Raw genomic sequence first — 24,241 nt, forward strand, 5'->3', positions numbered from 1 at the left:
CCCGTGAGGTGCCTTTGTAGCCCTATTGGCACCCCGGGAGGACGTCAGTCCACCGTCACCTCGTCGCGCACCCGCGCGAAGGCACCCGACGACATCAGGGTGCCCACCGGCGACCCCAGCTGCGGCAGGGCGGCGTAGCGGCCGCGCTGGTCGGGCGGGGCGTGCTCGACGGCGAGGGTGACCGCACCGCCCCACTCCCCGCCTACGGCCACGCCCTGGGCCAGGCGCAGCAGCACCAGCAGGGCCGGCGCGGCGACGCCGATGGCCGCGAAGTCGGGCAGCAGGCCGATCAGCCCGGTTGCCACGCCGATCATGACCACGGTGATCAGCAGGGCGGGACGGCGGCCGATGCGGTCGCCCACCGCGCCGAAGACGACCGCGCCGACCGGGCGGGCGACGAAGCCGACGCCGAAGGTGGCGAAAGCCGCGAGCGTCGCCGCCGCGGGGTCCAGCGTGCTGAAGTAGAGCCGGTTGAAGACCAGGGCGGCGGCGGTGCCGAACAGGAAGTAGTCGTACCACTCCAGGGCCGTGCCGACGAAGGCCGCGAAGGCGACGCGGCGGGCGTCCTGGCCGCTCACGTGCACGGGTGCGTGCGCGAGGGGGGACCTCGTCCCCGCTCCGGGCGACGGGGCGGTGGGTTCGCTCATGCGTGCGCTCCTCGGGGCTGGTCGGGGGCGGGGGAGAGGTCACGGCCCGCGAACAGGCCGGTGTCGTGCACGGGCGTCCCGGCGAGCAGCGTCGCCACGACCCCGATGGCGCCGATCCGGTCGGCGTCGACGCGCAGCGGGTCGTCGGTCAGCACCGCCAGGTCGGCGACCTTGCCCGGGCTGACGCTCCCGCGGGTCCGCTCGTCATGGCTGGCCCATGCCTCGTCGAGGGTGTAGGCGCGCAGCGCCTGGTGGGCGCTCACGCGCTTGTCCGCGCCGATCACCGAGCCGCCGGAGGACAGGCGCTCGACCATCGACTGCATGCCGAGCAGCGGGGCACCGGGGGCGACCGGCCGGTCGGAGCTGCCGGGCACGCGGAGCCCGGCGTCGAGGAAGGACCGGTGGCGGTACAGCCAGTCGGCCCGCCGGGGGCCCACCGCGGCGGCCATCGTGTCGCCGACCGCGTGCAGGAAGCGGGGCTGTGGGACCGGCACCACGCCCAGTTCGGCGAAGCGCGCCAGCTGGTCGGGACGGACCAGGCCGGCGTGCTCGACGCGGTGGCGGACGTCGTGGCGTGGGTGCAGCCGGGCTGCCTCGGCGAACGTGTCCAGCGCCAGCTCGACGGCGTCGTCGCCGATGGCGTGCGCGGCCACCCGCCACCCGGCGCGGTGCGCGTCGACCACGCGGCGGCGCATCTGGTCCGGGTCGTCCTGGAACACCGCCGTCCCGTGGTCGCAGAAGGGCTCGGAGAGGGCGGCCGTCCGGCCGATGAGGGAGCCGTCGAGCCAGATCTTCATGGGGCCCAGCCGCAGCCGGTCGTCCCCGAAGCCGGTGCGCAGCCCGAGGTCCAGCCCCACGTCGATGCCGTCGCGGGGGTGCGCCCGGAGGGGGTGCAGGCTGTCGCTGGCCACCATCAGCTCGACGCGGGTGAGCAGCAGACCCCGCTCCCGGGCGAGGAGGTAGGCGGCGGCCTCGACCGGACTGCGGCCGAGCAGGCCCAGGCCGATGCCGGCCTCGACGACGTGGGTCAGCCCCTCCGCGGCGTACACCGCGCTCGCCCGGCCGAGCGCGGTCGCGACCTCGTCCACCGGATAGGGCTTCACGAGGGTGTCGACGAGCTGCTGCGCGCGCTCCTGCAGCAGGCCGGTGGGCTGCCCGGACCCGTCGCGGACGACGACGCCGCCGTCCGGAGCGTCGGCGCGGCCGTCCAGGACGCCGCAGCGCCGCAGCACCTCGCTGCTGACGACGCTCATGTGGCCCGAGCGGTGCTTGAGCCACACCGACCGTCCCCCGGCCGCCCGGTCCAGCAGGTGCCGGTCGGGGTGGCTGCCGAGGACCGTGTCGTCGTAGCCGGAGCCGACGACCCAGGCGTCGGGGGGCAGGGCGGCCGACCCCGCGGCCACGGCCTCCCCGACCGCGGTCAGGGTGGCCGCGGCGGACAGGTCGATCTCGCCCAGCGACTGCCCGAACCACGCCATGTGGTTGTGCGCGTCCCCGAACCCGGGGACGACGACGGCGCCGTCACCGTCGACGACCGTGCGCGCCGGCAGGTCCGCCACGTCCTCGTCGAGGCCCACGATGCGGCCGCCGAGGACGCCGACGGCGGATGCCGTGGGGCGGGCGTCGTCGACGGTGATCACGCGCACGTCGCGCAGCAGCAGGTCGAGCACGGTCGCTCCCCTCAGGCCAGGTGGTGCAGGCGGGTCAGCGGCAGCTCCGCCGCGCGGTGCACGGGCACCGGACGCCCGTCGACGAGGACGGGCCCGGGTTCCGTCGGCACGGCCACCGCGGGCAGGGCGGTGTTGGCGACCATGTCCGCGCTGGTCAGCCCGCGACTGGCCCGGACGGCGGCATAGCGCACGCCGGCGGGCAGCGACCTGCGGGCGCCGGTGTCGGCGAGGCACTGCTCGGAGACGAAGACCCGCGACAGCCGGCGCGGGGCGGACCCGAGGCCGCCGAAGTAGGGCCGCACCACGCGCGGCTGGGTCAGCCGCGTGGAGCCCGAGCCCGAGCCCGAGGTGCCCCAGGCGACGAAACCGGACTTCAGGACGAGCTCCGGTGCGGTGCCGAAGGTGGCCGGGTGCCACAGCACGACGTCCGCGAGCCGCCCGGCGGCGAGGGAGCCCACCTCGTGGGCCATGCCGTGCGCGATGGCGGGGTTGACCGTGATCTTCGCCAGGTAGCGCAGCACGCGCTCGTTGTTGACGTGACCCGGCCCGGCCTGGCCGGCCAGGTGCGCCTGCACGTGGGCCAGCTGCCAGGTGCGCCGTGCGGTCTCGGCGATCCGGCCCATGCCCATCGAGTCGGAGTTCACGATGCTGATCGCTCCCAGGTCGTGCAGGGCGTTCTCGGCGGCGATGCCGTGCTCGCGCACGCGGCTGCCGGCGATGGAGACGTCGCTGTCGAGTGCCGCGTGGCCGCGGTGGACCGTCAGGGTCATGGGCAGCAGCTCGTCGACGGAGGCGCCGGTCAGCGGCAGCGTCGGGGTGGTCGACGAGGTGAGGACGTGTGGCTCGCTCACCACCTGCAGCAGGTCGGGGTGCCCACCGCCGCCCTCGACGTGGTAGGCGTGCACGGTGCGGCCCCGGGTGGCGTCCAGGGTGTCGGCCAGGGCGCCGGACTCGTTGAGCGTGTCCGTGTGCAGGGCCACGGGCAGGTCGGCGTCCTCGGCCACGGCCAGGCAGGTGTCGACGATGCGCGGGGTCGCTCCCCAGTCCTCGTGGATCTTGAAGCCGCCGGACCCGGCCAGTACGGCTCGTTCGAGCAGCTCGGTGGACGAGGTGGAGCCCCGGGCGAGGAACGCCACGTTCAGCGGGGTGTCCCGCCAGCCCTCGATCAGGGTGTGCAGGTTCGCCGCGGGGTTGGCGCCGACGTCCCAGACGCCGCCGATGCCCATGCCCACCAGCGAGGTCACCCCGGCGGCCAGGGCCGCGGGGGCGACCTCGGGGCTGGACAGGTGCACGTGGGAGTCGACGATGCCGGGGGTGGCGATGAGGCCCTCCCCGGTGATCATCGCCGTGTGGGAGTCCACGACCAGCTCGACGCCGTCGGTGGTGTCGGGGTTGCCGGCCCGGCCGGTGCCGACGACGCGACCGTCCTTGATGCCGATGCTGGTCTTGCGCACCCCGAGCAGGGGGTCGAGGACCACGACGCCGAGGACCACCATGTCCAGCGCGCTGTCCCGGGGCGCGCGGTCGGTCACGAGCAGCCCGTCGCGGGCGGTCTTGCCGCAGCCCCCGAGCAGCTCGTCGCCGGGCTCGGTGTCGTCAGCGTCGATGCGCACCCACAGGTCGGTGTCGCCCAGGCGGAGCAGGTCGCCGGTCGTGGGGCCGTAGAGGCGGGCGTACCGCGCGCGCGGGATGCGGTTCACCGCCGACCCCCTCGGGCCACCACGGGGACTGTGCGAGTGGTGCCCGGGGTGAACTCCAGGCTGACGCCGGCGGGCAGGTCCAGCCGGAAACCCCGGACCGCCTCGCGGTCGAGCTGCAGCGCCGCGTTGACGTCCTCGAGCGGGAAGTGGGAGGAGACCCAGACCGGGCGCTCGCCGCGGTTGGTCACCTCGACCTCGTGCCGCGGACGTCCGGGAGCCAGCTCGACGTCGCCGTCCTGCGCGAGGACGGCGCCCGGCCCGGTCGGGTCGGCGGGGCCGAACGGCTCGTCGACGTGCACCAGGGACGTGCCGTGGGGGAAGAGGGCCTCGACCTGCAGGCTGGGCACGGTGTTCGGCACGCCGGGCAGCACCTGATCGGCCGCCACCACGCTCCGGGCGCGCCGGACGACCTCCTCGAAGGGGACGCCGTCCCACGCCATCTCCAGCACCTCGTCGCAGACCAGTGCGATCGCCTCGGTCGCCCCCAGGCGGGCGCCCCGGGCGAGGCGACGGCGGGCGAGCTCGGCGGCCGTGAACAGCAACAGGCGCTCCTGCTCGCGGGGGGTGACGTGCACCGGCGCCTCCGGAGTCCGTGCGGTCGCTGTGTGTCCGACACCACGCTGCTCCCGTGCCCGCCGCCGGACAATCGCCGAAGTGCAGCGACCTGGGCCCTCCGGATGGGCAGTTGCACAATGAGCGGGTGCCCACGCCCGGCTCGGACCCGGCCGATCGGCTCCCGATGCTGGCCCGGGAGTGCCTGGAGGACGTCGACGAGCTGGCCGAGGCCTACGCCGCGGAGGTCGCCGGCTTCGAGGGGTACGCGGGCCGGGTGGAGCCGCAGGACCTGGCCGAGACGGCCCGCGCCTCGTTCGAGCTGCTCCTGCGGCTGGTCGGGGGCCTGGTGGTGCCCGACCGGCTGCACCGGCTCTCCGCCGAGCTGGGGCGCCGGCGGGCACGCAGCGGTGTGCCGCTGGAGGAGCTGCTGCGCGCGGTGCGGATGGACTTCACGGTGCTGTGGGCCGCCCTGCTCGCCCGGGCCGGCGATGCGGACCTGCCGGCGCTGACGGCCGGGGCCGTGCGGGTGTGGGAGGCCGTGGAGCAGCACACCGTGCAGGCGCACATCGGCTACCTGGACGAGCTGGCGGTCCTGGCGCGGGCCCACGAGCGCGAGCGGTCCCTCCTCGTCGCCCGGCTGCTGTCCTCCGACGGCGCCGACCGGCAGCTCGTGGCGCACGTGGCGACGTCGCTGAGCGTCGATGCCGACTCCGCCTTCGGGGTGGCGGTGGCGCGCCACGAGGCCGAGCACGCGCTCGTGGCCGCCGTGGCGTCGCGCCACGGCGCAGGGGCCCACCACGTCCAGCACCACGACGGCGCGATCGTGCTCGTCGCGGAACTGCCCCGGGGCAGCAGCGGGGAGGTCCCCGAGTGGCTGGGTGGTGTCCCGTGTGCCGTCGGGCCGGTCGCGCGCGGTCTGGCCCGGGTCCCCGCCGTGGTGCGGCTGACCTGCCAGCTGGCCGCCGCGATGGACCCGGCGACCGACCACGCCGTCACGCTGCGGCAGGTGTGGCCGCGCCTGGTGGCGCGCCGGCTGGGGGACGAGGCGGTGCCGCTGGTCGGCGACGCCGTCCTGGGGGGCTTGGACGTCATCGGTGAGTACGAGCGCGAGCGGCTGGTGGAGACCGTGCTGACCCACGCCGCCGGCGGTTCGGTGGCCGCGACCGCGCGGCGCCTGTACTGCCACCGCAACACCGTGCTGAACCGCCTGAACCGGTTCCGCGAGCTCACCGGGTACGACCCGACGCTCCCGGACGACTCCGCGGTGGTCCTGGTGGCGCTCGCCTGCCGCCGCTGACGCCCGCCCCGCCGCTGGCGCCGGCTCCGCCGGTGGTCGCGCCGCTCCCCGCGCGCCGACACAGGGCCACCTGACCGCTGGCGTGGACGCTCCCGGTGGTGGACCGCCGCCGTGACGCTCCTGGGGACGGGAGCGGGGGTGTGGAGCGACGTCGGCGACGACGGGCAGGAGCCGGTCAGGTGCGGTCGAGCTCCGCGATGCTCGCCGTGGACGGACCCCGCCGGGCGGACGAGGACCGCGACACGGCCTCGGCCTCACGCAGCACGCGCAGGACGTTCCCGCTGACCAGCCGCACGCACTCGTCCTGGCTCCAGCCCCGGTCGAGGAGCTCGGCGATCAGCGCGGGGTAGCAGGCGACGTCCTCCAGCCCGTCGGGGACGTCGTCCGACCCGTCGAAGTCCCCGCCGATGCCGACGTGGTCGATGCCGGCCACCCGCCGCACGTGCTCGACGTGGTCGGCGACCTCGGCGAGCACCGCTCGCGGGCGGGGGTGGTCGGCGACGTGCTCCGCCGCCGTCGCGGCCCGCAGGCCGGCGTCCTTCGGGTCCAGCCCACGGCGCTCCATCTCGGCCCGGAGCCCGAGCGTCCACGCGCGGCACCGCGGCGACACGAAGTCGGGCACGAACGTCACCATGCAGACGCCTCCGTTGGCAGCCAGCCGGCGGAGCAGGTCGTCGGGGACGTTACGCGGGTGATCGCAGACCGCACGAGCCCCCGAGTGGGAGAAGACGACCGGGGCCTCGGCGATCCCCAGGACGTCGCGCGCCGTGGTGGCCGCCACGTGCGACAGGTCGACCAGCATCCCGAGCCGCTGCATCTCGCGCACCACCTCGCGGCCGAACGCGCTCAGTCCCCCGACCACGGGATCGTCCGTCGCCGAGTCGGCCCAGGGGACGTTCACGTTGTGCGTGAGCGTCATGTACCGGACGCCGAGCCGGTGGAGCATCCGGAGCACACCGGTCGAGTTCGCGATGGCATGGCCACCCTCGGCGCCCAGCAGCGAGGCGATCCTGCCGCGGGAGAACGCGTGCTCGACGTCGTCGGCACCCAGCGCGAGCTCCAGGTCGTCCGCGTAGCGGTGGACCATCCGGTGGACGAGGTCGATCTGTTCCAGGGTGGTCGCCACCGCTGCGTCACCCTGCAGCGTGCCGGGCGCGTAGACCGACCAGAACTGGGCGCCGACCCCACCGCGCCGCAGCCTCGGCAGGTCGGTGTGCGTCTGGGACACGGGAGCCGCGAGGTCCACCCGACGCAGGTCCCGGCCGAACTGCTGGCGGATCTCCCACGGCAGGTCGTTGTGACCGTCCACCAGCGGGTGGTGGCGCAACAGGTCACGTGCCGTGGCGAGTGCCGCGGCGGGACCACTCCCCATCACGGACCTCCCCAGGTGTCCTACAGACCGAGCGTCTGACGGACGGACGGCGCGTGCCGGCGGGAGACCGGGACGGTCTCGCGGAACCGGGTGTCCGTGGCGAGGAAGAGCGTCCCCTTGAAGCCCTGCTCGATCTCCCGCACGCGGCCGAGGTTGACGAGGAACCGGCGGTGGACGCGCAGGAACCCCTTGTCCACGAGCTCCTGCTCGAGGCGGTCGAGGCCGCGCGCGGCGGCCAGGAGCCGTCCCTGGTCACTGGTGAGCCAGACGTTGTTGTGGTCGGCCTCGGCGAAACGGATCTCGCGCGGGTCGAGCAGCACCCACCGGTCCTCCCGCAGGGCGACGACCCGGTGGGGCGAGGGACGGGGACACGGGACGGAAGGGCCAGGACGGACGGGTGGCGGTTCGACGTCCGACGAGTCGGCGTCGGACCCGTCGGCGGACCCGAGGGCCAGCAGCGCGCCGATCACCTGGGTGCCGTTGAGGACCGGGCGGACGGCGACGGGGATGGCGGTGCCGAGGAAGGGCACGTGGACCCGTGTCGTCCCGCTCCAGCAACGGTCCTGCTGGGCGCGCTCGGTGACCCTGCGGGCCAGCTCGGGCATCCCGGGGACCTGCGGGGCCCACCGCTGCGCCGGCGCGTACGCCGGGGTGTCCGCGGGCGTACCGATCAGGACGGCGGCCCCGCTGTTGGCGAGCACGACCTTGCCGGCGGTGTCCACGGCGGCCAGCGGCGTCGCGCACGGCACCCGGGCATCGGCGAAGGCGGCGGCCAGGAGCGTGCCGGTGTGCCGCGCCCGCTGCCGCAGCTTGGCCTCGGTGGCCGCGGCGGCCCTGCTCAGCCACGGCAGCACGGCGTCGGACAGCGGCGTCCTCCAGCAGGACATGTTGAGGACGGCGAGCGGCTCGTGCGTGACGACGTCGCGGACCGCGACGCCGGCACACGTCCACCCGTCGAAGGTGCGGCACCAGTGCTCCGGACCCCTGACCAGGACGGGACGCTGGTTCTCCAGGGAGGTGCCCATGCCGTTGGTGCCGCTGGTCCGTTCCGCCCAGGCGGACCAGGCGGCGAGGTTGCTCCCCGCAGCGAGGCGGAGCATCCGTCTGCTCCCCCAGCAGGCCAGCACGCGGCCGTCGGAGTCGGCCACGGTGACCACACCGTCCACGCCGTCCACGTCCGCGGCGGCGCAGGCCGCCGAGCCGCCCAGCTCGGCGAACACCACGTGGTGCTCCATCGAGTGGGTCCCGCCCTCGGCCGCGACGGGTGCCCGTTCCAGGTCGGGGTCGACCTCGTACTCCGAGCGGCACCGGTACCAGGACATGAGGATCTCGGGGCGGACCCCGTGGACGGTGTCCGCCCCCGCGGTGAAGCGTTCCCGGGCCGCAGCGATCCGCTTGAGGTTCTCCTCGGAGAGCGCCGCCCCACTCGTCGCGGGTGGTGCGCCGTTCGTCCGACCTTTCGCGCCGTTCATCCCGTTCCCCTTGGACTGTGCGGGGGAGCGTCCCAGGCTCGGGGCGCGGTCGAGGAGCAGCACGCTAGCCGCCGGGAGCCGGTGTTCCAAGGGCGGCAGCGAGCCGGGCCGAGGGGGGAGGGCATGCGCGCGGTGGTCTACCAGGAGCCCTTCCAGGTCGCTGTGCAGGAGGTGCCCGACCCCCACATCGAGCAGCCGAACGACGTGATCGTGCGGATCACGTCGACCTGCATCTGCGGAACCGACCTGTACGTGTACGGAGGTCGGACGGCCGCCCAGCCGGGCACCGTGTTCGGCCACGAGAACCTCGGCATCGTCGAGGAGGTCGGGGCCGGCGTCATCACCGTGGAGCAGGGCGACCGCGTCGTGGTGCCGTTCACCGTGGCCTGCGGCTTCTGCCGGAACTGCCGGGCCGGCTCCACCGGTTCCTGCCTCACGGTCCACCCGTCGGGCCGTGCGGGTGGCGCGTACGGCTCCGTCACCACGGGGCCGGGTGCCGGGGGCCAGGCGGAGTACCTGCGGGTCCCGTACGCGGACGTCAACTGCCTGCCACTGCCGCCGGGCACCCAGCACGAGTCCGACTACGTGCTGCTCGCCGACGTCTTCCCCAGCGGCTACCACGGCTGCGAGCTCGCGGGCGTCTCGCCGGGGGAGACCGTGGCGGTCTACGGTGCCGGGCCGGTCGGCCTGATGGCCGCGTACTGCGCTCTGCTCTGCGGCGCGTCGCGCGTCTTCGTGGTCGACCGCGTCCCCGAGCGACTGGCCACGGCGCGCGACATCGGGGCCGTCGCCGTGGACTCCTCCACCGGGGACCCGGCCCAGCAGATCAAGGACCTGACCGGCGGTGAGGGCACCGACAAGGGCGTGGGCGCCGTCGGCTTCCCGATCACCGCCGGGACCGGCGAGGGGGAGGAGCCCGTGACGGTGCTCAACCAGCTCGTGCAGACGGTGCGGCCGACCGGCGGGCTCGGTGTCCCCGCCCCGTGCGTGCGCTGCGAGCCGGTCGGGGTCGTCGCGGACGCCGAGCCCGGCACGCTGCTCGTTGCTGTCGACACCCTGTTCGAGAAGGGCCTGAGGGTGGGCACCGGGCGGGCGGACGTCAAGCGCTACGACCGGCAGCTGCGCGACCTGATCACCGAGGGCCGGGCCACGCCCAGCTTCGTGGTGTCGCACGAGCTGCCACTCGACGAGGCGCCGGTGGCCTACCAGAAGGCCGACCAGCGCGTCGACGGCTACACCAAGGTCGTTCTCAAGCCCGACGCCGGCTGATCGCCGCGCGGCTCCGACAGCCGGAGGGGAGGAGGTGCCATGGCCACCCAGGTCCCGACCGAGCGAGGTGCGGCGGGCCGCCGTCCGGGGGCCTGGCCGTGACCGTGGGGGGCACCGGCAGGCAATTCCGTCAGTCCGCTTCGACAGGAGAACCGAACTAGGAGGTGAGGTCGATGACGAGCACCGCACCGGAGCGCTCCACGGCGCTGAGCGAGCTCGGGTTGGACGGGCAGAACCAGGCGACCATCGGTCGGCTGCTGGCCACCGGGAACATCGGACACGCCGAGGAGGGCGACGACGGCCGGATGCGCGCCCGGATCCGGATCGTGCCCGACCAGCTGATCTGGGACCCCTCGGTCCTGGTCCTGCCCCATGGGGGGCACCTCGACATCGAGTTCGTCAACGACGACCAGAACACGCACTGCGCGCTCGTGCCGAGCAACGGTGACAGCAAGTGGATGTGGCTGCCGAACTACTCGCGCGGAACCATGTCCGTCACCCTCGACGGCCCCGGTTACTACTGGTTCAGCTCCAACATCGGCAACGACGAGGGCCGCGGCCTGATCGGGGCGATCGTCGTGAGGGGCGACGTCCCGGAGTCCGCCCGCCTCGACCGCCCGCAGCAGCCCCGACCGTAGACAGGACTGGATCGATGACAGACATCCAGGACAGGACCGACATCGAGTACGGAGAGGCCCCACCGGCAGTCGACTTCGGCTCTCTCACCACCGCCGCCGGCACTGCGCCGCCGGTGGTCCGGGACGTCACGTACGAACGCATACTCGACGCCCGCTCGGAGCCGCAGAACTGGCTCACCTACTACGGCGCCTACGACGGACAGCGGTACAGCCCGCTGGACGAGATCACCACGGAGAACGTCGTCCGCCTCACCCCGGCCTGGGTGTTCAGCTTCTCGCCCCACGGGCTGCACGCGGGCCAGTCGACGTACGCCTTCGAGACCTCCCCGATCGTCGTCGAGGGCGTCATGTACGTCTCCGGGTGGGACGGCTGGGTCTGGGCGCTCGACGCCAAGACCGGGCAGCTGCTGTGGCAGTACAAGCACGCGATCCCGTTCGACGTCTCGCTGTGCTGCGGGAACGTCAACCGTGGGGTCGCGGTGGCCAACGGCAAGGTCTTCGTCTGCACCCTCAACGCCCACGTGATCGCGCTCGACGCCACCGACGGCTCGTGCGTCTGGGACGTGACCAGCGGTGACGTGCGCGCCGGGGAGAGCCTCACGGTCGCCCCGCTGGTCGTGAAGGACCGGGTCGTCGTCGGCAGCTCCGGCGGGGAGTTCGGGGTCCGCGGCCACCTCGACGCCTACGACATGGAGACCGGGGAGCGGGTCTGGCGGTGCTACACGGTCCCGAAGCCCGGCGAGCCGGGCTCCGAGACCTGGCCCGCCGAGGGCGAGGCCTGGGCGCGGGGCGGGGGCAACGGCTGGATCACCGGCACCTTCGACCCGGAGACCAACCTCCTGTACTGGGGGACCGGCAACCCGGCGCCCGACTTCGACGGGGAGGTCCGGCCGGGCGACAACCTCTACACCGACAGCGTGATCGCGGTGGACGCCGACACCGGTGAGATCCGCTGGCACTACCAGTGCACCCCGCACGACCTGTGGGACTACGACAGCAACATGGAGTGCATCCTGTTCGAGCAGGACGGGCGCAAGCTCCTGGCCCACTTCGACAAGAACGGGTACTGCTTCGTCCTGGACCGCACCAACGGTGAGCGGGTGCGGATCTTCCCGTTCGTCGACCGGATCACCTGGGGGGAGATCACCCCCGACGGTCAGGTGACACCTCGGATCTACCCCGACAAGGAGGGGGAGGAGGTCCACTTCCACCCCGGGCCGGCCGGGGCCAAGGAGTGGACCCACGCGGCGTACAGCCCGAGGACGGGACTGTTCTACGTCCCGGTGCAGGACACCGGCGCGAAGGTCGCCCGCCGGCGCCGGGAGTTCAAGGAGAGCATCCCCTACTGGGGCGCGGCGGTCACCGTGGACGCCGAGGACATGGCCGGGTCGGTGTCGGCCTTCGACCCGTCCACCGGTGAGGAGGTCTGGCGCTGGCGCAACGACCTGCCGATGTGCGCCTCGGTGCTGACCACGGCCGGCGACCTCGTGTTCGCCGGGACGCCGTCCGGGACGTTCGTGGCCCTCGACGCCCGCAGCGGCGAGTTCCTGTGGCAGTTCAACTGCGGCAGCGGCCACCACAGCAGCCCGATGACCTACAGCGTCGACGGCAAGCAGTACATCGCCGTCCCGGTCGGCTGGGGCGCCTGGGTCGAGGGGTTCCTGCCCGGGATGATGGGCGGCCCGCACGGACAGGCGATGTTCGTCTTCGCGCTGCCCGAGGGCCAGGACTCGTCCGGAGGGAGGTGACGGCGATGGACCAGGAGCAGCACGTCCCCCCGCTCTGCGCAGACGAGTGGGAGACCCCCTCCTTCGAGGAGATCCGGGTGTCCGCTGAGGCGACCGCCTACATGGGCGTCCAGGAGGACTGGGACTAGACGGACACGTCCGGGACCGGGCGGGGAGGCGTCGGGCGGTGCGGTCCGGCGCCTCTCCGTCGACGCGGCGCCGCTCCGCGGCGCACGGCCGGGAGGACCACCGATCGACGTGTGGGTGCGGGTGCTGGGCTCGGCCGCGGGAGGCGGGTTCCCGCAGTGGAACTGCGCCTGCCCCCCGTGCCGCGCGGTGCGCGACGGGTCCCGGCCGGCCCGCCCACGCACCCAGTCCTCGATCGCGGTGAGCGCGGACTCCCGGCGGTGGTTCCTGCTCAACGCCTCACCCGACATCCGCGCCCAGATCGAGTCCTTCCCCGCCCTGCACCCCTCGAGCGGCCCCGATGGCGCCCGGGTGGTGCCCCTGCAGGCCGTGCTGCTCACCGACGCCGAGCTGGACCACACGCTCGGGCTGCTGCTGCTCCGCGAGGGAGGAGGCCTCGTCCTGCACGCCACCGAGGCGACCCGCGACACGCTGTGCGACGGGACGTCGCTGCTCCGGACGCTCGAGGCCTACTGCCCGGTCGAGTGGCAGCCGGTCGTGCCGGGGGCGGACGTGCCGCTCGCGGACGGGCTGTCGTACCGGGCCTTCGACGTCCCGACGACGAAGCGGGCGCGGTTCGGCTCCGGCGGGGGGAGCGGGCGGGTCGTCGGCTACCGCCTGACCGACGAGCGCAGCGGCCGGGCGCTGGTCCACCTGCCGGTGGTGCAGGAGCTGACCGCGGCGGTGCTGGACGAGCTCCACGACTGCTCCTGCCTGCTCGTCGACGGGACCTGCTGGTCCGACGACGAGCTGATCCGGCTCGGCCTGGCGGGCAGGACGGCACGCGAGATGGGGCACCTACCGATCAGCGGACCCGGCGGCAGCCTCGAGCAGCTCTCGCCCCTGCCCGTCGAGCGCAGGATCTACGTCCACGTCAACAACACCAACCCGATCCTGCTCGAGGACGCGCCGGAGCGGCGCACCGTGGAGCAGCACGGCATGGAGGTCGCCGTGGACGGGCTGGAACTACGGCTGTGAGGCCCATGGTGACCCTGACGGACACGGCGACCGACAGCTTCGTGGCAGCACTGCGCGCGCAGTCGCGGCGCTACCACGACCGGCACCCCTTCCACGAGCGGATGAACGCGGGGGAACTGGGCCCCGCGGAGATCCGGACGTGGGTGGCCAACCGCTTCTACTACCAGGAGAACATCCCCCGCAAGGACGCCGCCATCCTCGCCAACTGCCCCGACCGCGCGGTCCGCCGCCGCTGGCTGCGGCGCATCGTCGACCACGACGGCACGGCCGAGGGCGAGGGCGGCATCGAGGCGTGGCTGCGGCTGGGCGACGCGGTCGGGCTCGGCAGGGAGGAGATGGAGGACGAGCGGCACGTCGTCCCCGGGGTGCGCTTCGCCGTCGACGCCTACGTCACCTTCGCCCGCATCCGGCCCTGGGTGGAGGCGGTGGCCTCCTCCCTGACCGAGCTGTTCGCGCCGGACCTGATGGCCGAACGGCTGGCCGCCTTCGAACGCCACTACACCTGGATCGACCGTCAGGGTCTGGCCTACTTCCGGGCCCGCCTGACCCAGGCGCCCCGCGACTCCGAGCACGCCCTCGAGGTGGTGACGGAGCACTGCCGGACCCCCGAGCAGCAAGCAGCCGCCGCGGCGGCACTGTCCTTCAAGTGCGACGTCCTGTGGAGCGTGCTCGATGCCATCGACCGGGCCTGTGCGGATCGGTAGCGGGGCCGACCGCCCCCGTCTGGCCCGCCACGTCCGGCTGACGTTCGACCCGGCACGCGGGCAGCACGTGCTGCTGACGCCCGAGGCGGTCACCGTCCTGAACGGCACGGGCGCGGCCGTCCTGGGCCTGTGCGACGGGCACCGGACGGTGGCCGGGATCGCGGCGGAGCTGCACGGGCGGTACGACCGCGTGGTCGACGACGAGGTGCGGCTCTTCCTCGACCGCCTCGCCGCCAAGCGGTGCGTCGAGATCGACCACGCAGAGGTGAGCCGTGACTGACGCAGGCGTGGACAGGCCGTTCGGACTGCTCGCCGAGCTCACCTACGGCTGCCCGCTGCAGTGTTCGTACTGCTCCAACCCGCTCGACCTGGCCGCGTACGCCGACGAGCTGACCACGACGGAGTGGCAACGGGTGCTGGCCGAGGCCCGGGAGCTGGGCGTGCTGCAGCTGCACCTCTCCGGCGGCGAGCCGCTCCTGCGCCGCGACCTCCCCGAGATCGTGCACAGCGCCTGCGAGCTGGGCCTCTACACGAACCTCATCACGAGCGCGCTCGGCCTCTCCTCCCGCCGCGCGGAGCAGCTGCGCGCCGCGGGCCTCGACCACGTGCAGATCAGCGTCCAGGCCGACGAGGCGGCCCTGTCCGACCGCCTCGCCGGGACGCCGTCGTTCCAGCGCAAGGTGGTGGCCTGCCGGCTGGTGAAGGAGCTGGGGTGGCCCCTCACGCTGAACGTCGTCCTCCACCGGCACAACATCGACCGGATCGCCGGCGTCCTCGCGCTGGCCGAGGAGCTGGGGGCCGACCGGATCGAGCTGGCCAACACGCAGTACTACGGCTGGGGGCTGCTCAACCGCGACGGGCTCCTGCCGAACAGAGCCCAGCTCGAGCGCGCCGAGGTGGTGGTGCGGGCGGCGCACCGACGACTGGAGGGACGGATGGAGGTCGTCTACGTCCTCCCGGACCACTACAGCCGGTACCCCAAGCCCTGCATGGGCGGCTGGGGGCGGCGTCAGCTCACCGTGGCGCCGAACGGCGACGTCCTCCCGTGCCCGACCGCGCAGACCCTCCCCCTTCCCCGGGCCAGCGTGCGGGCGCACTCCCTGGGGTGGATCTGGGAGCGGTCACCCCTGTTCCGGAGCTTCCGCGGAACGGCGTGGATGCCCGATCCCTGCCGCAGCTGCGACCGCCGCGAGCTCGACTTCGGCGGCTGCCGCTGTCAGGCGTTCCAGCTCACCGGCGACGCCGCCCGCACGGATCCGGTCTGCCACCTGTCTCCCGACCACGGAGTCGTGGCCGACGCGGTGCGAGCCGCCAACGAGGTGCCGGGGCCAGGGGATGCGGTGCTGACCCCCCGGCCGCAGACCGTCGCCCGGCGCAGCCGGTGACCGCCCGTCGACGTCCCTGCCCGTCGGGTGGTGACGAGGAGGGGTTCCGCCCATGACCTCGGTGCTCGTCTTCATCGCCGGAGCGGCGCTGCTGATCGTCAGCGCCGAGAAGCTCATCGACCACCTGGTCGGGGCGGCGAACGGTCTGCGACTGCCGCTGTTCCTGCTCGCCGTCGTCTTCACCGGTGTCGAGTTCGACGACATCACGCTCGGCGTCGCGCTCAACCTCGAGGACCTCAACGGCGTCGCGCTCGGCCTCGTGTTCGGGACGGCGCTCTCGTTCACCGGGGTCGTCCTCGCGCTCGCCGCGATCCTCAGGCCGAGCAGGGTCGACATCCCGCGCGACTACGTCGTCGTCTTCGCCGTCGCACCGCTGGTGATGGTCGGGTTCACGCTCACCGCGCCGCTCACCGTCACCGACGGCCTGCTGCTCCTCGGCCTGTTCGTCGTGTTCACGACCTACGTCGCCGCCCGCGAGTTCCGCAGGAGCGTGCCGGTCTTCCGCGACGTCGAGGTGTGCGAGGCCGCCACCGTCGGGAGGTCGGGAGCCGGCGCGCAGCCGCGCCACGGAGGGGGGACCCACGCGCGGCAGGGACCGGACGGCGGGGGAGCGCGGGCCGCCGCGGGGCGGGAGCAGCAGGTCCTCGACGACGTGCGGTTCGTGCGGGCGCGCCGGCGGCCCGGCTGGGCGGATCTGGGCCTGGCGGTGCTGGCCCTCGCCGGCCTCGTCGTCGGTGCGGCGGCCACCAGCGCCGGGACCGAGGGGATCCTGGAGACCCACGGGCTCGAGGGCACGGTGTTCGGTGCCACCATCGTCACCGCCGTGCTGACCCTCGAGGACCTCTTCCTGACCGTGGAGGCCTTCCGCAAGGGCGTGCCGGAGGTCGGGGTCGGCAACGTCATCGGGAGCGTCGTCTTCTCGGTCACCGGGAAGCTCGGCATCACCCTCCTGGCCGGCGGCATCGTGGTCGGCTCGGACGTGCTCACCTGGCACCTGCCCGCGCTCGTCGTCCTCACCGCGCTCGCCGCGTACCTCCTCGCCGCCGGCCGACTGGCGCGGTGGCACGGCTGCACCCTGCTGGCTCTCTACCTCGCGTACTGGGTGGTCAGCCTGGTCGTGTTCGGTGGAGCTCCGGTCGAGCTGGACTGAAGGTGAGGACCCCCTGCCCCCCACCACTCGCGAGCTCGCGGCGGGACCCTGCAGGGCGGGCCGCCGTCCCGGGTCGCCTCGCAGACCCGGGACGTCGAGGAGGGGCCGGGACGGTGGGGAGGTGGCGGTGGGATGCCGGACTGGGCGTGGACGCTGGCCGGGGTACTGGGGGGCCTGCTGCTGTGCTGGCTGGTGCTGATGGCGGCGTTGTGGACCACCTGCCCGGACGAGCTGCGACTGCGGGAGCTGCTGCGACTGCTGCCCGACGTGCTCAGGCTCGTGCGCCGGCTGGCCGGTGACGGGACGCTGCCGCGCGGCGTCCGGGTACGGCTGTGGCTGTTGCTGGCCTACCTGGCGTTCCCCATCGACCTGGTGCCCGACTTCGTGCCGGTGCTCGGCCACGCCGACGACGCGATCGTGGTCGCCCTGGTGCTGCGCTCGGTGGTCCGCCGCGCCGGCGCGGACGCGATCGACCGGCACTGGCCCGGTACGCCCGACGGCCTGGCCGCGCTGCGCCGGGCGAGCCGCCTCTGACCCGGGCCCCGCCGACGGAGGACAGGTCGTGCAGCCCCCGTCACCGCAGCGGCGGGGGCTGCCCGGACCCGGCGACCGGAACCGACCTCGCCGACCGGCGCCGGGCCCGTGGAGTGCGGTGGACGTCAGAGGCCGGCCGCGGCCGCCTCGCAGACCGCGGTGTCCTGTTCACCGGTGCCACCGCTCACCCCGACGGCGCCCACGATGACGCCGTCGGCGCGCACCGGGGCGCCACCGGCGAAGACCATGACCTTGCCGTTGTTGGACGCCTGGATGCCGTAGAACGGCCCGCCCGGCGTGGCCAGCTCGGCGAGCTCGGCGGTGGTGGTGTCGAACGCGCGGGCGGTGAAGGCCTTGTTGATGGCGATGTCGACACTGCCGCGCCAGGCGCCGTCCATCCGGACGTGCATGACGAGGTCGCCCCCGGCATCGACGACGGCGATGTTCATCGGCTGCCCGATCTCCGCGGCGCGGGCCTCTCCGGCCGCGACGATGCGGCGGGCGTCGTCCAGAGTCAGGTTGGTCAGCTGCTGGGTCACAGGAACCTCCCGGTGGAGCGGTGGCCAGGGGCCAGCACTCGTCGGTCACTGCTCCGGTCTGGCGGCCGGAACGACGATCGGTCTACCCGGGCCGACGCCACGGCCAACTCCGCCGGGGCAGTGTCCGGGGCATCCGCGAGGTCGACCACGACGTCGAGGGCGCGTCGTCGCGGGACGACCCCGTGACGCCGACCCCCGGTGGCCCCGCCCCGGTGCTGCTGGTGGGGGACACGGACGAGCTGGTGCCGGCGCTCGGGCCCTTCCTCGCCGGGGTCACCGGTGGGAGCGTGCTGCCCACCGATGGCGGGAGTGGACGGAGCGGCGGATGTCGGCCACGTCAGCGCGACCTTCCGAGCGACTCGATCGCTGGCCCCAGCTGGACGTGGCCCGCGCGGCCGTCGTCGCCGGTCTCGTCTTCTTCCACGCGGCACTGGTCTTCGACACGACCGACGACTTCTACGTGAAGAACGACCGCACCGCGGACCTCATCCCGGTGGTCGCGCCCGCCGTGCTGTGGGCCATGCCGTTGCTCTTCCTCGCCGCAGGCGTGGGGGCCGGGCACTCCTGGCGCCGGTGGGGGACCGGCGGCTACCTGCGCCGCCGGGTGCGCCGGCTGCTCGTCCCCCTCGTCGCGGGGACGGTCCTGCTCGTCCCGATCCCCGTCTGGTTCCGGCTGCGCGCCGACGGGTCCTCCACCGAGTCCTACGCCGCCTTCTGGCCCCGGTTCTTCCAGGTCCGTTGGGACTGGTCGGAGTTCCCCTTCGCCCTCCAGCCGGCGACGGCGGGAGGCGGCTTCGAGTTCGGGCACCTGTGGTTCCTCGTCCTCCTGCTCTTCTACTCGGTGCTCACGCTGCCTCTCCTGTGGTGGCTCGTCACCGACCGTGGCCGGCGGGCGACCTCGTGGCTGGTGACCGCCGCGGGCCGGCGGGGATCGACACTGGTCCCCGCGGTCCTGGTGGGAGCGGTGACCGCGGAGCTGGGCCTCGACGAGGGGATCGCCGCCTGGAACGTCGAGGCCTACCTGTTGTTCTTCGTGGCGGGCGTGCTGCTGGCCGCCGACAGCCGGTTCCGCGAGGTCGTGCGCCGCGACGCCCGGCTCACCGCGTCGGTCGCCCTCGCCGCGTTCGTCGTGGCCGGCGTGGTGCTGCTGGGCGCGGAGCCGGGCGCTGATCCGCTGCTCGACCGGGATGGCAGCAGCCTGTCGGGACGGGCGGCCTTCGGCGTCGCCGGCTGGTGCGCCACGCTGGCGATCGTCGGCGCGCTGGCCGGGCGAGCGCACGGCGCCGGCGCCGGTGCGCGAACGTCCTCCGGCCTCCGTCGGCAGGCGGTGGCCGGCTACGTCCGAGCGGCCGTGCTGCCGTGGTACGTCCTGCACCAACCGGTCGTCGTGGCCGTGGCCTTCGTCGTCGTGGGGTGGGACCTCGGGCCGGTCCCCAAGTACGGCATCATCTGCGCCGCCTCCGTCGTCCTCACCCTCGGGCTCTACGACCTGCTGGTCCGCCGGACCGCCGTGACCCGCGCCCTGTTCGCGGGTGCCTGACGGGTGAGGGGGCGACGACGACGCGACCGCAGGTGGTGGCGACCTCGGCCGAGGCGCTCCCGGGTGGGGCGGGGCTCCGACTCCGTGGGGACCTGCAGGCCAGGCCGGGAGCGTGACGACGGCGTGGTCAGTCGGGCAGGTGACCGGTGGAGGTGGGGCGGGCGTCGTCGCCTCGGCCGGGCTCGTGGCCGTCAGCCCGGTGCGGGCCGCCGGCCGCGTCCGGGTCCGGGTCGTCGTCGAACCGCAGCCGCTCGGCCCGCCGCGGCATGGCCGCCACGGCCACCGCGATGACGACGGCGGTGACGGCCGTCGCGAGGAACACGCCGTGCGACGCCGCGTGCAGGCTCTCCCGCGCGTACTCGGCCACCGCCCCGCCCTGGGACAGTGCGGCGGTCGTGCTGTCGACGTCGGTGGGGACCTCGCCCCCCAGGCCGGGCGGCGGTGACGCGAAGCGCGTGGCCAGCGTGGTGTTCGCGATGGCGCCGAACACCGCCGCGCCGATCGCCGACCCGATCGACCGGGCGAACATGTTCGTGCCGGTGACGACGCCGCGCCGGTCCCAGCCGACGACCGACTGCACCGCGACGATGAGCGGTGAGGACGACAGCCCCAGGCCCAGCCCGGTGACGAACATCGCCGCGCCGACCTGCCAGAGGCGGGCGTCCTGTCCCAGGAGCGCCGTCGCCGCCGTGCCGGCCACGGCGAGGACGACGCCGATGAGCGCGGTGTTGCGGAACCCGATGCGCAGGTAGACCCGGCCGGCCAGGCTCGCCGCGATCGGCCACCCCAGGGTCAGCGCCGCCAGGGCGAAGCCGGCCTCGAGCGCGCTGGCGCCGAGCACGCCCTGCGCCCACGTGGGCAGGTAGGAGCTCAGCCCGATCAGCAGGGCGCCGAGTCCCAGCGCGGCGAGGTTGCCGGTGACGAGGATGCGGCGGCGGAACACCCACGTCGGCAGCACCGGCTCGGCCGCGCGGCGCTCCACGAAGCCGAACGCCACGAGCAGCACCACCGCCGTCCCCAGGACGGCGATCGAGGCGCCCGACGCCCACGCCCAGGCGTTGCCCCCCTCCAGCAGGCCGAGGATCAGCAGCGCGCAGCCGGCCGACAGCAGGACCGCGCCCGCGACGTCGAGGCGGTGCTGCCGGCGCTCCACCCGCTCGGTGAACCGGCGGTACAGCACCACCAGCGCCACCGCGCCCAGGGGCAGGTTGACCAGGAAGATCCAGCGCCAGGACAGGTAGTCGCTGAAGACGCCGCCGAGCGTGGGGCCGAGCACCGACGACGCTGCCCACACCGAGGCCAGGTAGCCCTGGACCCGCGCCCGCTCCTCGACGGTGTAGATGTCGCCGATGACGGTCATGCCGATCGGCTGCACCGCTCCGGCGCCGATGCCCTGCAGCGCGCGCCCCACGATCAACGCCGGCATCGACCAGGCCAGGCCGCAGAACAGCGACGCGACGACGAACACCGCGATCCCGAACAGCAGCACCGGCTTGCGCCCGTAGACGTCGGAGAGCTTGCCGTAGACGGGGACGGTGACCGCCTGGGTCAGCAGGTAGACGCTGAACAGCCACGGGAACTGGCTGAAGCCGCCGAGGTCGTCGACGACCGCCGGGACGGCCGTGGCGATGATCGTGCTGTCGAGCGCGATGAGCGCGGTGCTGAGCATCACCGCTCCGAGCACGGGCCCGCGCTCGGAGCGCAGTCCGACCGAGGCGCGGGTTCCGGAGGTCACGCCGAGGGACAACCCGGGCCGACCCTCCGCATTCCCCGAGGGCGACGTCCCCGGCGGGGCAGCCGGCGGGCGGTCGCGGGGTCGCGGGGGACGTCGACACCGAGCAGCCCGGCTGACACGATGCCTCCTGGAGCCCACCGTCGTGTCGCCGGCCACGAGTTCGTGTGCCGGCCGCGCGAGCCGGTCCTCCCGAACGAGGTGGTCATGGCGGGTCCCCTGCTCGAGACCAAGCTCCACGTCCCCCGGGCGCGACGCGGCCTGGTGGCGCGACCCAGGTTGACCGAGCGCCTGTCCCGTGGCGCGGAGACGTCGCTGACGCTGGTGTCGGCTCCGGCCGGGTTCGGGAAGACGACGCTGCTGACGGACTGGCTGGGCTCCCCGGTCGAGGGACGGTCCGTGGCATGGCTGTCGCTCGACCAGCGCGACAACGACCCGGCGGTGTTCTGGACCTACGTCGTCGCCGCCCTGCAGGCCGTCGAGCCGGACACCGGTGCCGGCGCCCGCCTGCTCCTGCAGCCGCCCGGGTCGCCGTCGGAGGCGATCCTGTCGAGCCTGCTCAACGACCTCTCCGGCATCCCGCACGACGTCGTCCTGGTGCTCGACGACTACCACGTCATCGAGGCCGGCGAGGTGCAGCACGGGATGGCGTTCCTGCTGGGGCACCTGCCACCGCAGGTCCACCTGATCATCGCCACCCGCGCCGACCCGTCGCTGCCGCTGGCCCGGATGCGCGTGCGGGGCGAACTCGTGGAGGTCCGGGTCGCCGACCTGCGGTTCACCGCCGACGAGGCCGCGGCCTACCTGGACGAGGTGATGGGGCTCGCCCTGACGGCGGAGGACGTCGGAGCACTGGAGCGGCGCACCGAGGGGTGGATCGCCGCGCTGCAGCTGGCGGCGCTGTCCATGCAGGGCAGGGACGACGTCGCCGGGTTCATCGCCGGCTTCGCGGGGGACGACCGCTACGTCGTCGACTTCCTGGTCGAGGAGGTGCTGCAGCGGCAGTCCGACTCCGTCCGGGACTTCCTCCTGCAGACCTCCGTCCTGACCCGGTTGGACGGCGCCCTCTGCGACGCCGTCACCGGCCGGGACGGCGGCAGGGCGATGCTCGATGCCCTCGACCGGGCCAACCTGTTCCTCGTCCCGCTCGACGACCGCCGCCGGTGGTACCGCTACCACCACCTGTTCGCCGACGTGCTGCGCGCCCGCCTGCTCGACGAGCAGCCCGGGCGCGTCCGTGAGCTGCACCTGCGGGCGAGCGAGTGGTGCGAGCAGAACGGTGAGCGCCCCGAGGCGGTCCAGCACGCACTGGACGCCGGGGACTTCGAGCGGGCGGCGGGCCTGGTCGAGCTCGCGATCCCCGCGCTGCGTCAGGCACGGCAGGAGGCCACCCTGCGGCGGTGGCTCGAGGCGCTGCCGGACGAGCTCCTCCGGTCCCGGCCCGTGCTGACGATCGGCTACGTCGGGTCGCTCATGTCCCGGGGGGACGTCGACGGCGTCGAGGAGCGCCTGGACGACGCCGAGCGGTGCCTGCACGCCGCCCGGGAGCCCGACGGGTCAGCCGGCGACGTGGTCGTCGTCGACCAGGCGGGCTACCGTGCGCTGCCCAGCTCGATCGCCACGTACCGCGCCGGACGGGCCCTGGTCCTCGGCGACGTGGCCGCGACCATGACGTACGCCCGGCGGGCACTGGACCTCGCCGTCGCCGACGACCACCTCGCGCGCGGCGCGCCGGCCGCCCTCCTGGGGCTCGCCCACTGGACCGGCGGGCAGCTGGACACCGCTCGCCGGTGGTACGCCGATGCGACGGCGAGCCTGGCGGCTGCCGGGCACCACTCCGACGTGCTCGGCGGCGCCCTCGTCCTGGCCGACATCGCCGTCGCGCAGGGCCGGCTCCGTGAGGCGATGAGCACCTACCAGCGGGGACTGCACCGTGCCGAACAGTCCGACCCTCCGCTCAGGGGAGCGGCGGACATGCACGTGGGCATGGGTCAGCTGCTCTGCGAACGCGGTGACCTCGATGGTGCCCTGCGGCACCTCCTGGTCAGCCGGGAGCTGGGCGAGCACGGCGGCCTGCCGCAGAACCGCTACCGCTGGCGGGTCGCCATGGCCCGGATCCGCGCCGCCGAAGGCGATCCGGAGGGTGCCCTCGGCCTGCTCGGCGAGGCGGAGCGCCTGTACGTCGGTGACTTCTCCCCGGAGGTGCGGCCGGTCGCGGCGTTGCGGGCACGGCTCCGCGTGGCACAGGGTCGGTGGGCGGAGGCGCTCTCGTGGGCTCGGGAGCGGGGTCTGGCCGTCGACGACGAGCTGAGCTACCTGCGCGAGTTCGAGCACGCGACCCTCGCCCGCGCGCTCGTGGCCCGGTGCGCCGCCGAGCGGGACGAGCGGTCGATCGACGAGGCGGCCCGCCTGCTGGAGCGCCTCCTCTCGGCGGCGGAGGACGGATCGAGGACCGGCAGCGTCATCGACGTCCTGGTGGTGCAGGCGGTCGCCTCCCGGCTGAGGGGTGACCTGCCTGCCGCGCTCGGCTCGCTGCACCGCGCGCTCGCGCTGGCCGAGCCGGAGGGCTACGTCCGGGTCTTCGTGGACGAGGGCCCGCCCATGGCGGCCCTGCTGAGAGCTGCGGCGAAGCGGGGCGCTCCGGGCTACGTGCGCCGGCTCCTGGCCGGCTTCGACGACACCGCGAGCGGCGTGGCCGTCCAGCGAGGGGTGATCGACCCCCTGAGCGCCCGCGAGCTGGACGTGCTCCGGTTGCTCGGCAGCGACCTGGCCGGCCCGGACATCGCCCGGGAACTCGTCGTGTCGCTGAACACCGTCCGGACCCACACCAGGAACATCTACGCGAAGCTCGCCGTGACCAACCGGCGCGCAGCGGTCCGCCGGGCCGAGGAGCTCCACCTCCTGTCGCGCGGCCGCGCCGTCGTACGGCAGGGCTCGGTCGTCCCCGGCCGCTAGGGACCGACGGTCGTCCGTCGCGGACCGCACGCCGTGGCCCGGTGGGGGAGCGGCGGGGACGGACCTGCGGCGCACGTGCGGGCCGGTCCCGCGGCGGGATGCCGCCGGCCGACGTCGCGTGGGTTCACCACGTCGCTCACCACACGTGGTGATCCGGGCTCACCACATCCGCTCCTACCTTTCGCTCGCAC

The 24,241-nt window shown here is 74.1% G+C and carries 21 protein-coding genes; 13 read left to right on the plus strand and 8 right to left on the minus strand.

Annotated features, from left to right (window positions below; all coding sequences use genetic code 11):
- Window positions 1-44: 44 nt before the first annotated feature.
- From ABQ292_RS01250 to ureA, 4 genes are read right to left on the minus strand one after another with little or no spacing between them, the layout of a single operon-like run.
- Window positions 45-647: an MFS transporter gene (locus ABQ292_RS01250; protein ID WP_369202417.1), complete on the minus strand. Its 603-nt coding sequence runs from the start codon at window positions 645-647 to the stop codon at window positions 45-47.
- Window positions 644-2,317: an amidohydrolase gene (locus ABQ292_RS01255; protein WP_369202419.1), complete on the minus strand. Its 1,674-nt coding sequence runs from the start codon at window positions 2,315-2,317 to the stop codon at window positions 644-646. Before ABQ292_RS01255 ends, ABQ292_RS01250 begins: the two co-directional genes overlap by 4 nt.
- 11 nt (window positions 2,318-2,328) lie before the next feature.
- Window positions 2,329-4,017 (minus strand): urease subunit alpha, encoded by a 1,689-nt coding sequence (locus ABQ292_RS01260; protein ID WP_369202421.1) that lies wholly within the window; start codon window positions 4,015-4,017, stop codon window positions 2,329-2,331.
- The gene (gene ureA / locus ABQ292_RS01265) at window positions 4,014-4,592 is read right to left on the minus strand and encodes an urease subunit gamma (protein ID WP_369202423.1); all 579 of its coding nucleotides are present in this window, start codon (window positions 4,590-4,592) and stop codon (window positions 4,014-4,016) included. Before ureA ends, ABQ292_RS01260 begins: the two co-directional genes overlap by 4 nt.
- A gap of 125 nt (window positions 4,593-4,717) precedes the next feature.
- Between ureA and ABQ292_RS01270 the strand changes: the two genes are divergently transcribed.
- On the plus strand, window positions 4,718-5,869 hold the full coding sequence (locus tag ABQ292_RS01270) for a PucR family transcriptional regulator (RefSeq protein WP_369202425.1): 1,152 nt from the start codon (window positions 4,718-4,720) through the stop codon (window positions 5,867-5,869).
- Window positions 5,870-6,044: 175 nt separating this feature from the next.
- Here the strand turns inward: ABQ292_RS01270 and ABQ292_RS01275 are convergent, their stop codons facing one another.
- Window positions 6,045-7,241 (minus strand): dipeptidase, encoded by a 1,197-nt coding sequence (locus ABQ292_RS01275; protein ID WP_369202427.1) that lies wholly within the window; start codon window positions 7,239-7,241, stop codon window positions 6,045-6,047.
- A gap of 20 nt (window positions 7,242-7,261) precedes the next feature.
- Window positions 7,262-8,713: a DNA-binding protein gene (locus ABQ292_RS01280; protein ID WP_369202429.1), complete on the minus strand. Its 1,452-nt coding sequence runs from the start codon at window positions 8,711-8,713 to the stop codon at window positions 7,262-7,264.
- A 123-nt stretch (window positions 8,714-8,836) separates the two neighbouring features.
- On the opposite strand from ABQ292_RS01280, the gene ABQ292_RS01285 reads away from it, so the two are divergent.
- The 10 genes from ABQ292_RS01285 (at window position 8,837) to ABQ292_RS01330 (ending at window position 17,284) form a co-directional block, all read left to right on the plus strand.
- Window positions 8,837-9,982 (plus strand): glutathione-independent formaldehyde dehydrogenase, encoded by a 1,146-nt coding sequence (locus ABQ292_RS01285; protein ID WP_369202431.1) that lies wholly within the window; start codon window positions 8,837-8,839, stop codon window positions 9,980-9,982.
- A 173-nt stretch (window positions 9,983-10,155) separates the two neighbouring features.
- The gene (locus tag ABQ292_RS01290; protein ID WP_369202433.1) at window positions 10,156-10,620 is read left to right on the plus strand and encodes an MSMEG_3727 family PQQ-associated protein; all 465 of its coding nucleotides are present in this window, start codon (window positions 10,156-10,158) and stop codon (window positions 10,618-10,620) included.
- A gap of 14 nt (window positions 10,621-10,634) precedes the next feature.
- Window positions 10,635-12,368 (plus strand): PQQ-dependent dehydrogenase, methanol/ethanol family, encoded by a 1,734-nt coding sequence (locus ABQ292_RS01295; protein WP_369202435.1) that lies wholly within the window; start codon window positions 10,635-10,637, stop codon window positions 12,366-12,368.
- A 5-nt stretch (window positions 12,369-12,373) separates the two neighbouring features.
- Window positions 12,374-12,496: a pyrroloquinoline quinone precursor peptide PqqA gene (gene pqqA, locus ABQ292_RS01300; RefSeq protein ID WP_369202437.1), complete on the plus strand. Its 123-nt coding sequence runs from the start codon at window positions 12,374-12,376 to the stop codon at window positions 12,494-12,496.
- 109 nt (window positions 12,497-12,605) lie between these two features.
- The gene (pqqB, locus tag ABQ292_RS01305) at window positions 12,606-13,511 is read left to right on the plus strand and encodes a pyrroloquinoline quinone biosynthesis protein PqqB (protein WP_369202439.1); all 906 of its coding nucleotides are present in this window, start codon (window positions 12,606-12,608) and stop codon (window positions 13,509-13,511) included.
- Window positions 13,512-13,516: 5 nt separating this feature from the next.
- Window positions 13,517-14,215 (plus strand): pyrroloquinoline-quinone synthase PqqC, encoded by a 699-nt coding sequence (gene pqqC / locus ABQ292_RS01310; RefSeq protein ID WP_369202441.1) that lies wholly within the window; start codon window positions 13,517-13,519, stop codon window positions 14,213-14,215.
- Window positions 14,202-14,495 (plus strand): pyrroloquinoline quinone biosynthesis peptide chaperone PqqD, encoded by a 294-nt coding sequence (gene pqqD / locus ABQ292_RS01315; protein WP_369202443.1) that lies wholly within the window; start codon window positions 14,202-14,204, stop codon window positions 14,493-14,495. Before pqqC ends, pqqD begins: the two co-directional genes overlap by 14 nt.
- Complete coding sequence (pqqE, locus tag ABQ292_RS01320) at window positions 14,488-15,600, plus strand: pyrroloquinoline quinone biosynthesis protein PqqE (protein WP_369202445.1); 1,113 nt, start codon at window positions 14,488-14,490, stop codon at window positions 15,598-15,600. The genes pqqD and pqqE overlap by 8 nt, the downstream gene beginning before the upstream one ends.
- A 52-nt stretch (window positions 15,601-15,652) precedes the next feature.
- Window positions 15,653-16,750: a sodium:calcium antiporter gene (locus ABQ292_RS01325; protein WP_369202447.1), complete on the plus strand. Its 1,098-nt coding sequence runs from the start codon at window positions 15,653-15,655 to the stop codon at window positions 16,748-16,750.
- Between the two features lie 132 nt (window positions 16,751-16,882).
- Entirely contained in the window at window positions 16,883-17,284 is a 402-nt protein-coding gene (locus tag ABQ292_RS01330; RefSeq protein WP_369202449.1) for a YkvA family protein, read from the plus strand.
- A gap of 125 nt (window positions 17,285-17,409) precedes the next feature.
- On the opposite strand, the gene ABQ292_RS01335 is transcribed toward ABQ292_RS01330, so the two are convergent.
- The gene (locus tag ABQ292_RS01335; protein WP_369202451.1) at window positions 17,410-17,823 is read right to left on the minus strand and encodes a GlcG/HbpS family heme-binding protein; all 414 of its coding nucleotides are present in this window, start codon (window positions 17,821-17,823) and stop codon (window positions 17,410-17,412) included.
- A gap of 382 nt (window positions 17,824-18,205) precedes the next feature.
- Here ABQ292_RS01335 and ABQ292_RS01340 point away from each other — a divergent pair, with 382 nt between their 5' ends.
- Window positions 18,206-19,363 carry an acyltransferase family protein gene (locus tag ABQ292_RS01340; RefSeq protein WP_369202453.1) on the plus strand — a complete coding sequence of 386 codons (1,158 nt, stop codon included), beginning with the start codon at window positions 18,206-18,208 and terminating at the stop codon, window positions 19,361-19,363.
- Between the two features lie 127 nt (window positions 19,364-19,490).
- Here the strand turns inward: ABQ292_RS01340 and ABQ292_RS01345 are convergent, their stop codons facing one another.
- Window positions 19,491-21,032: an MDR family MFS transporter gene (locus ABQ292_RS01345; protein ID WP_369202455.1), complete on the minus strand. Its 1,542-nt coding sequence runs from the start codon at window positions 21,030-21,032 to the stop codon at window positions 19,491-19,493.
- 270 nt (window positions 21,033-21,302) lie between these two features.
- On the opposite strand from ABQ292_RS01345, the gene ABQ292_RS01350 reads away from it, so the two are divergent.
- Complete coding sequence (locus ABQ292_RS01350; protein WP_369202457.1) at window positions 21,303-24,050, plus strand: winged helix-turn-helix domain-containing protein; 2,748 nt, start codon at window positions 21,303-21,305, stop codon at window positions 24,048-24,050.
- Window positions 24,051-24,241 lie beyond the last annotated feature (191 nt).

The organism is Geodermatophilus maliterrae (assembly GCF_041018925.1).
GTDB classification, from domain to species: domain Bacteria; phylum Actinomycetota; class Actinomycetes; order Mycobacteriales; family Geodermatophilaceae; genus Geodermatophilus; species Geodermatophilus maliterrae.

What these genes read in the sequence shown, in the direction of transcription:
- ABQ292_RS01285 (WP_369202431.1), top strand. Translation starts at nt 8,837, where the DNA reads ATGCGCGCGGTGGTCTACCAGGAGCCCTTCCAGGTCGCTGTGCAGGAG.
- pqqA (WP_369202437.1), top strand. Translation starts at nt 12,374, where the DNA reads ATGGACCAGGAGCAGCACGTCCCCCCGCTCTGCGCAGACGAGTGGGAG.
- ABQ292_RS01250 (WP_369202417.1), bottom strand. Translation starts at nt 647, where the DNA reads ATGAGCGAACCCACCGCCCCGTCGCCCGGAGCGGGGACGAGGTCCCCC.
- ABQ292_RS01325 (WP_369202447.1), top strand. Translation starts at nt 15,653, where the DNA reads ATGACCTCGGTGCTCGTCTTCATCGCCGGAGCGGCGCTGCTGATCGTC.
- ABQ292_RS01345 (WP_369202455.1), bottom strand. Translation starts at nt 21,032, where the DNA reads ATGCTCAGCACCGCGCTCATCGCGCTCGACAGCACGATCATCGCCACG.
- ABQ292_RS01350 (WP_369202457.1), top strand. Translation starts at nt 21,303, where the DNA reads ATGGCGGGTCCCCTGCTCGAGACCAAGCTCCACGTCCCCCGGGCGCGA.
- ABQ292_RS01295 (WP_369202435.1), top strand. Translation starts at nt 10,635, where the DNA reads ATGACAGACATCCAGGACAGGACCGACATCGAGTACGGAGAGGCCCCA.
- pqqC (WP_369202441.1), top strand. Translation starts at nt 13,517, where the DNA reads ATGGTGACCCTGACGGACACGGCGACCGACAGCTTCGTGGCAGCACTG.
- ABQ292_RS01330 (WP_369202449.1), top strand. Translation starts at nt 16,883, where the DNA reads ATGCCGGACTGGGCGTGGACGCTGGCCGGGGTACTGGGGGGCCTGCTG.
- ABQ292_RS01290 (WP_369202433.1), top strand. Translation starts at nt 10,156, where the DNA reads ATGACGAGCACCGCACCGGAGCGCTCCACGGCGCTGAGCGAGCTCGGG.
- ABQ292_RS01280 (WP_369202429.1), bottom strand. Translation starts at nt 8,713, where the DNA reads ATGAACGGCGCGAAAGGTCGGACGAACGGCGCACCACCCGCGACGAGT.
- ABQ292_RS01275 (WP_369202427.1), bottom strand. Translation starts at nt 7,241, where the DNA reads ATGGGGAGTGGTCCCGCCGCGGCACTCGCCACGGCACGTGACCTGTTG.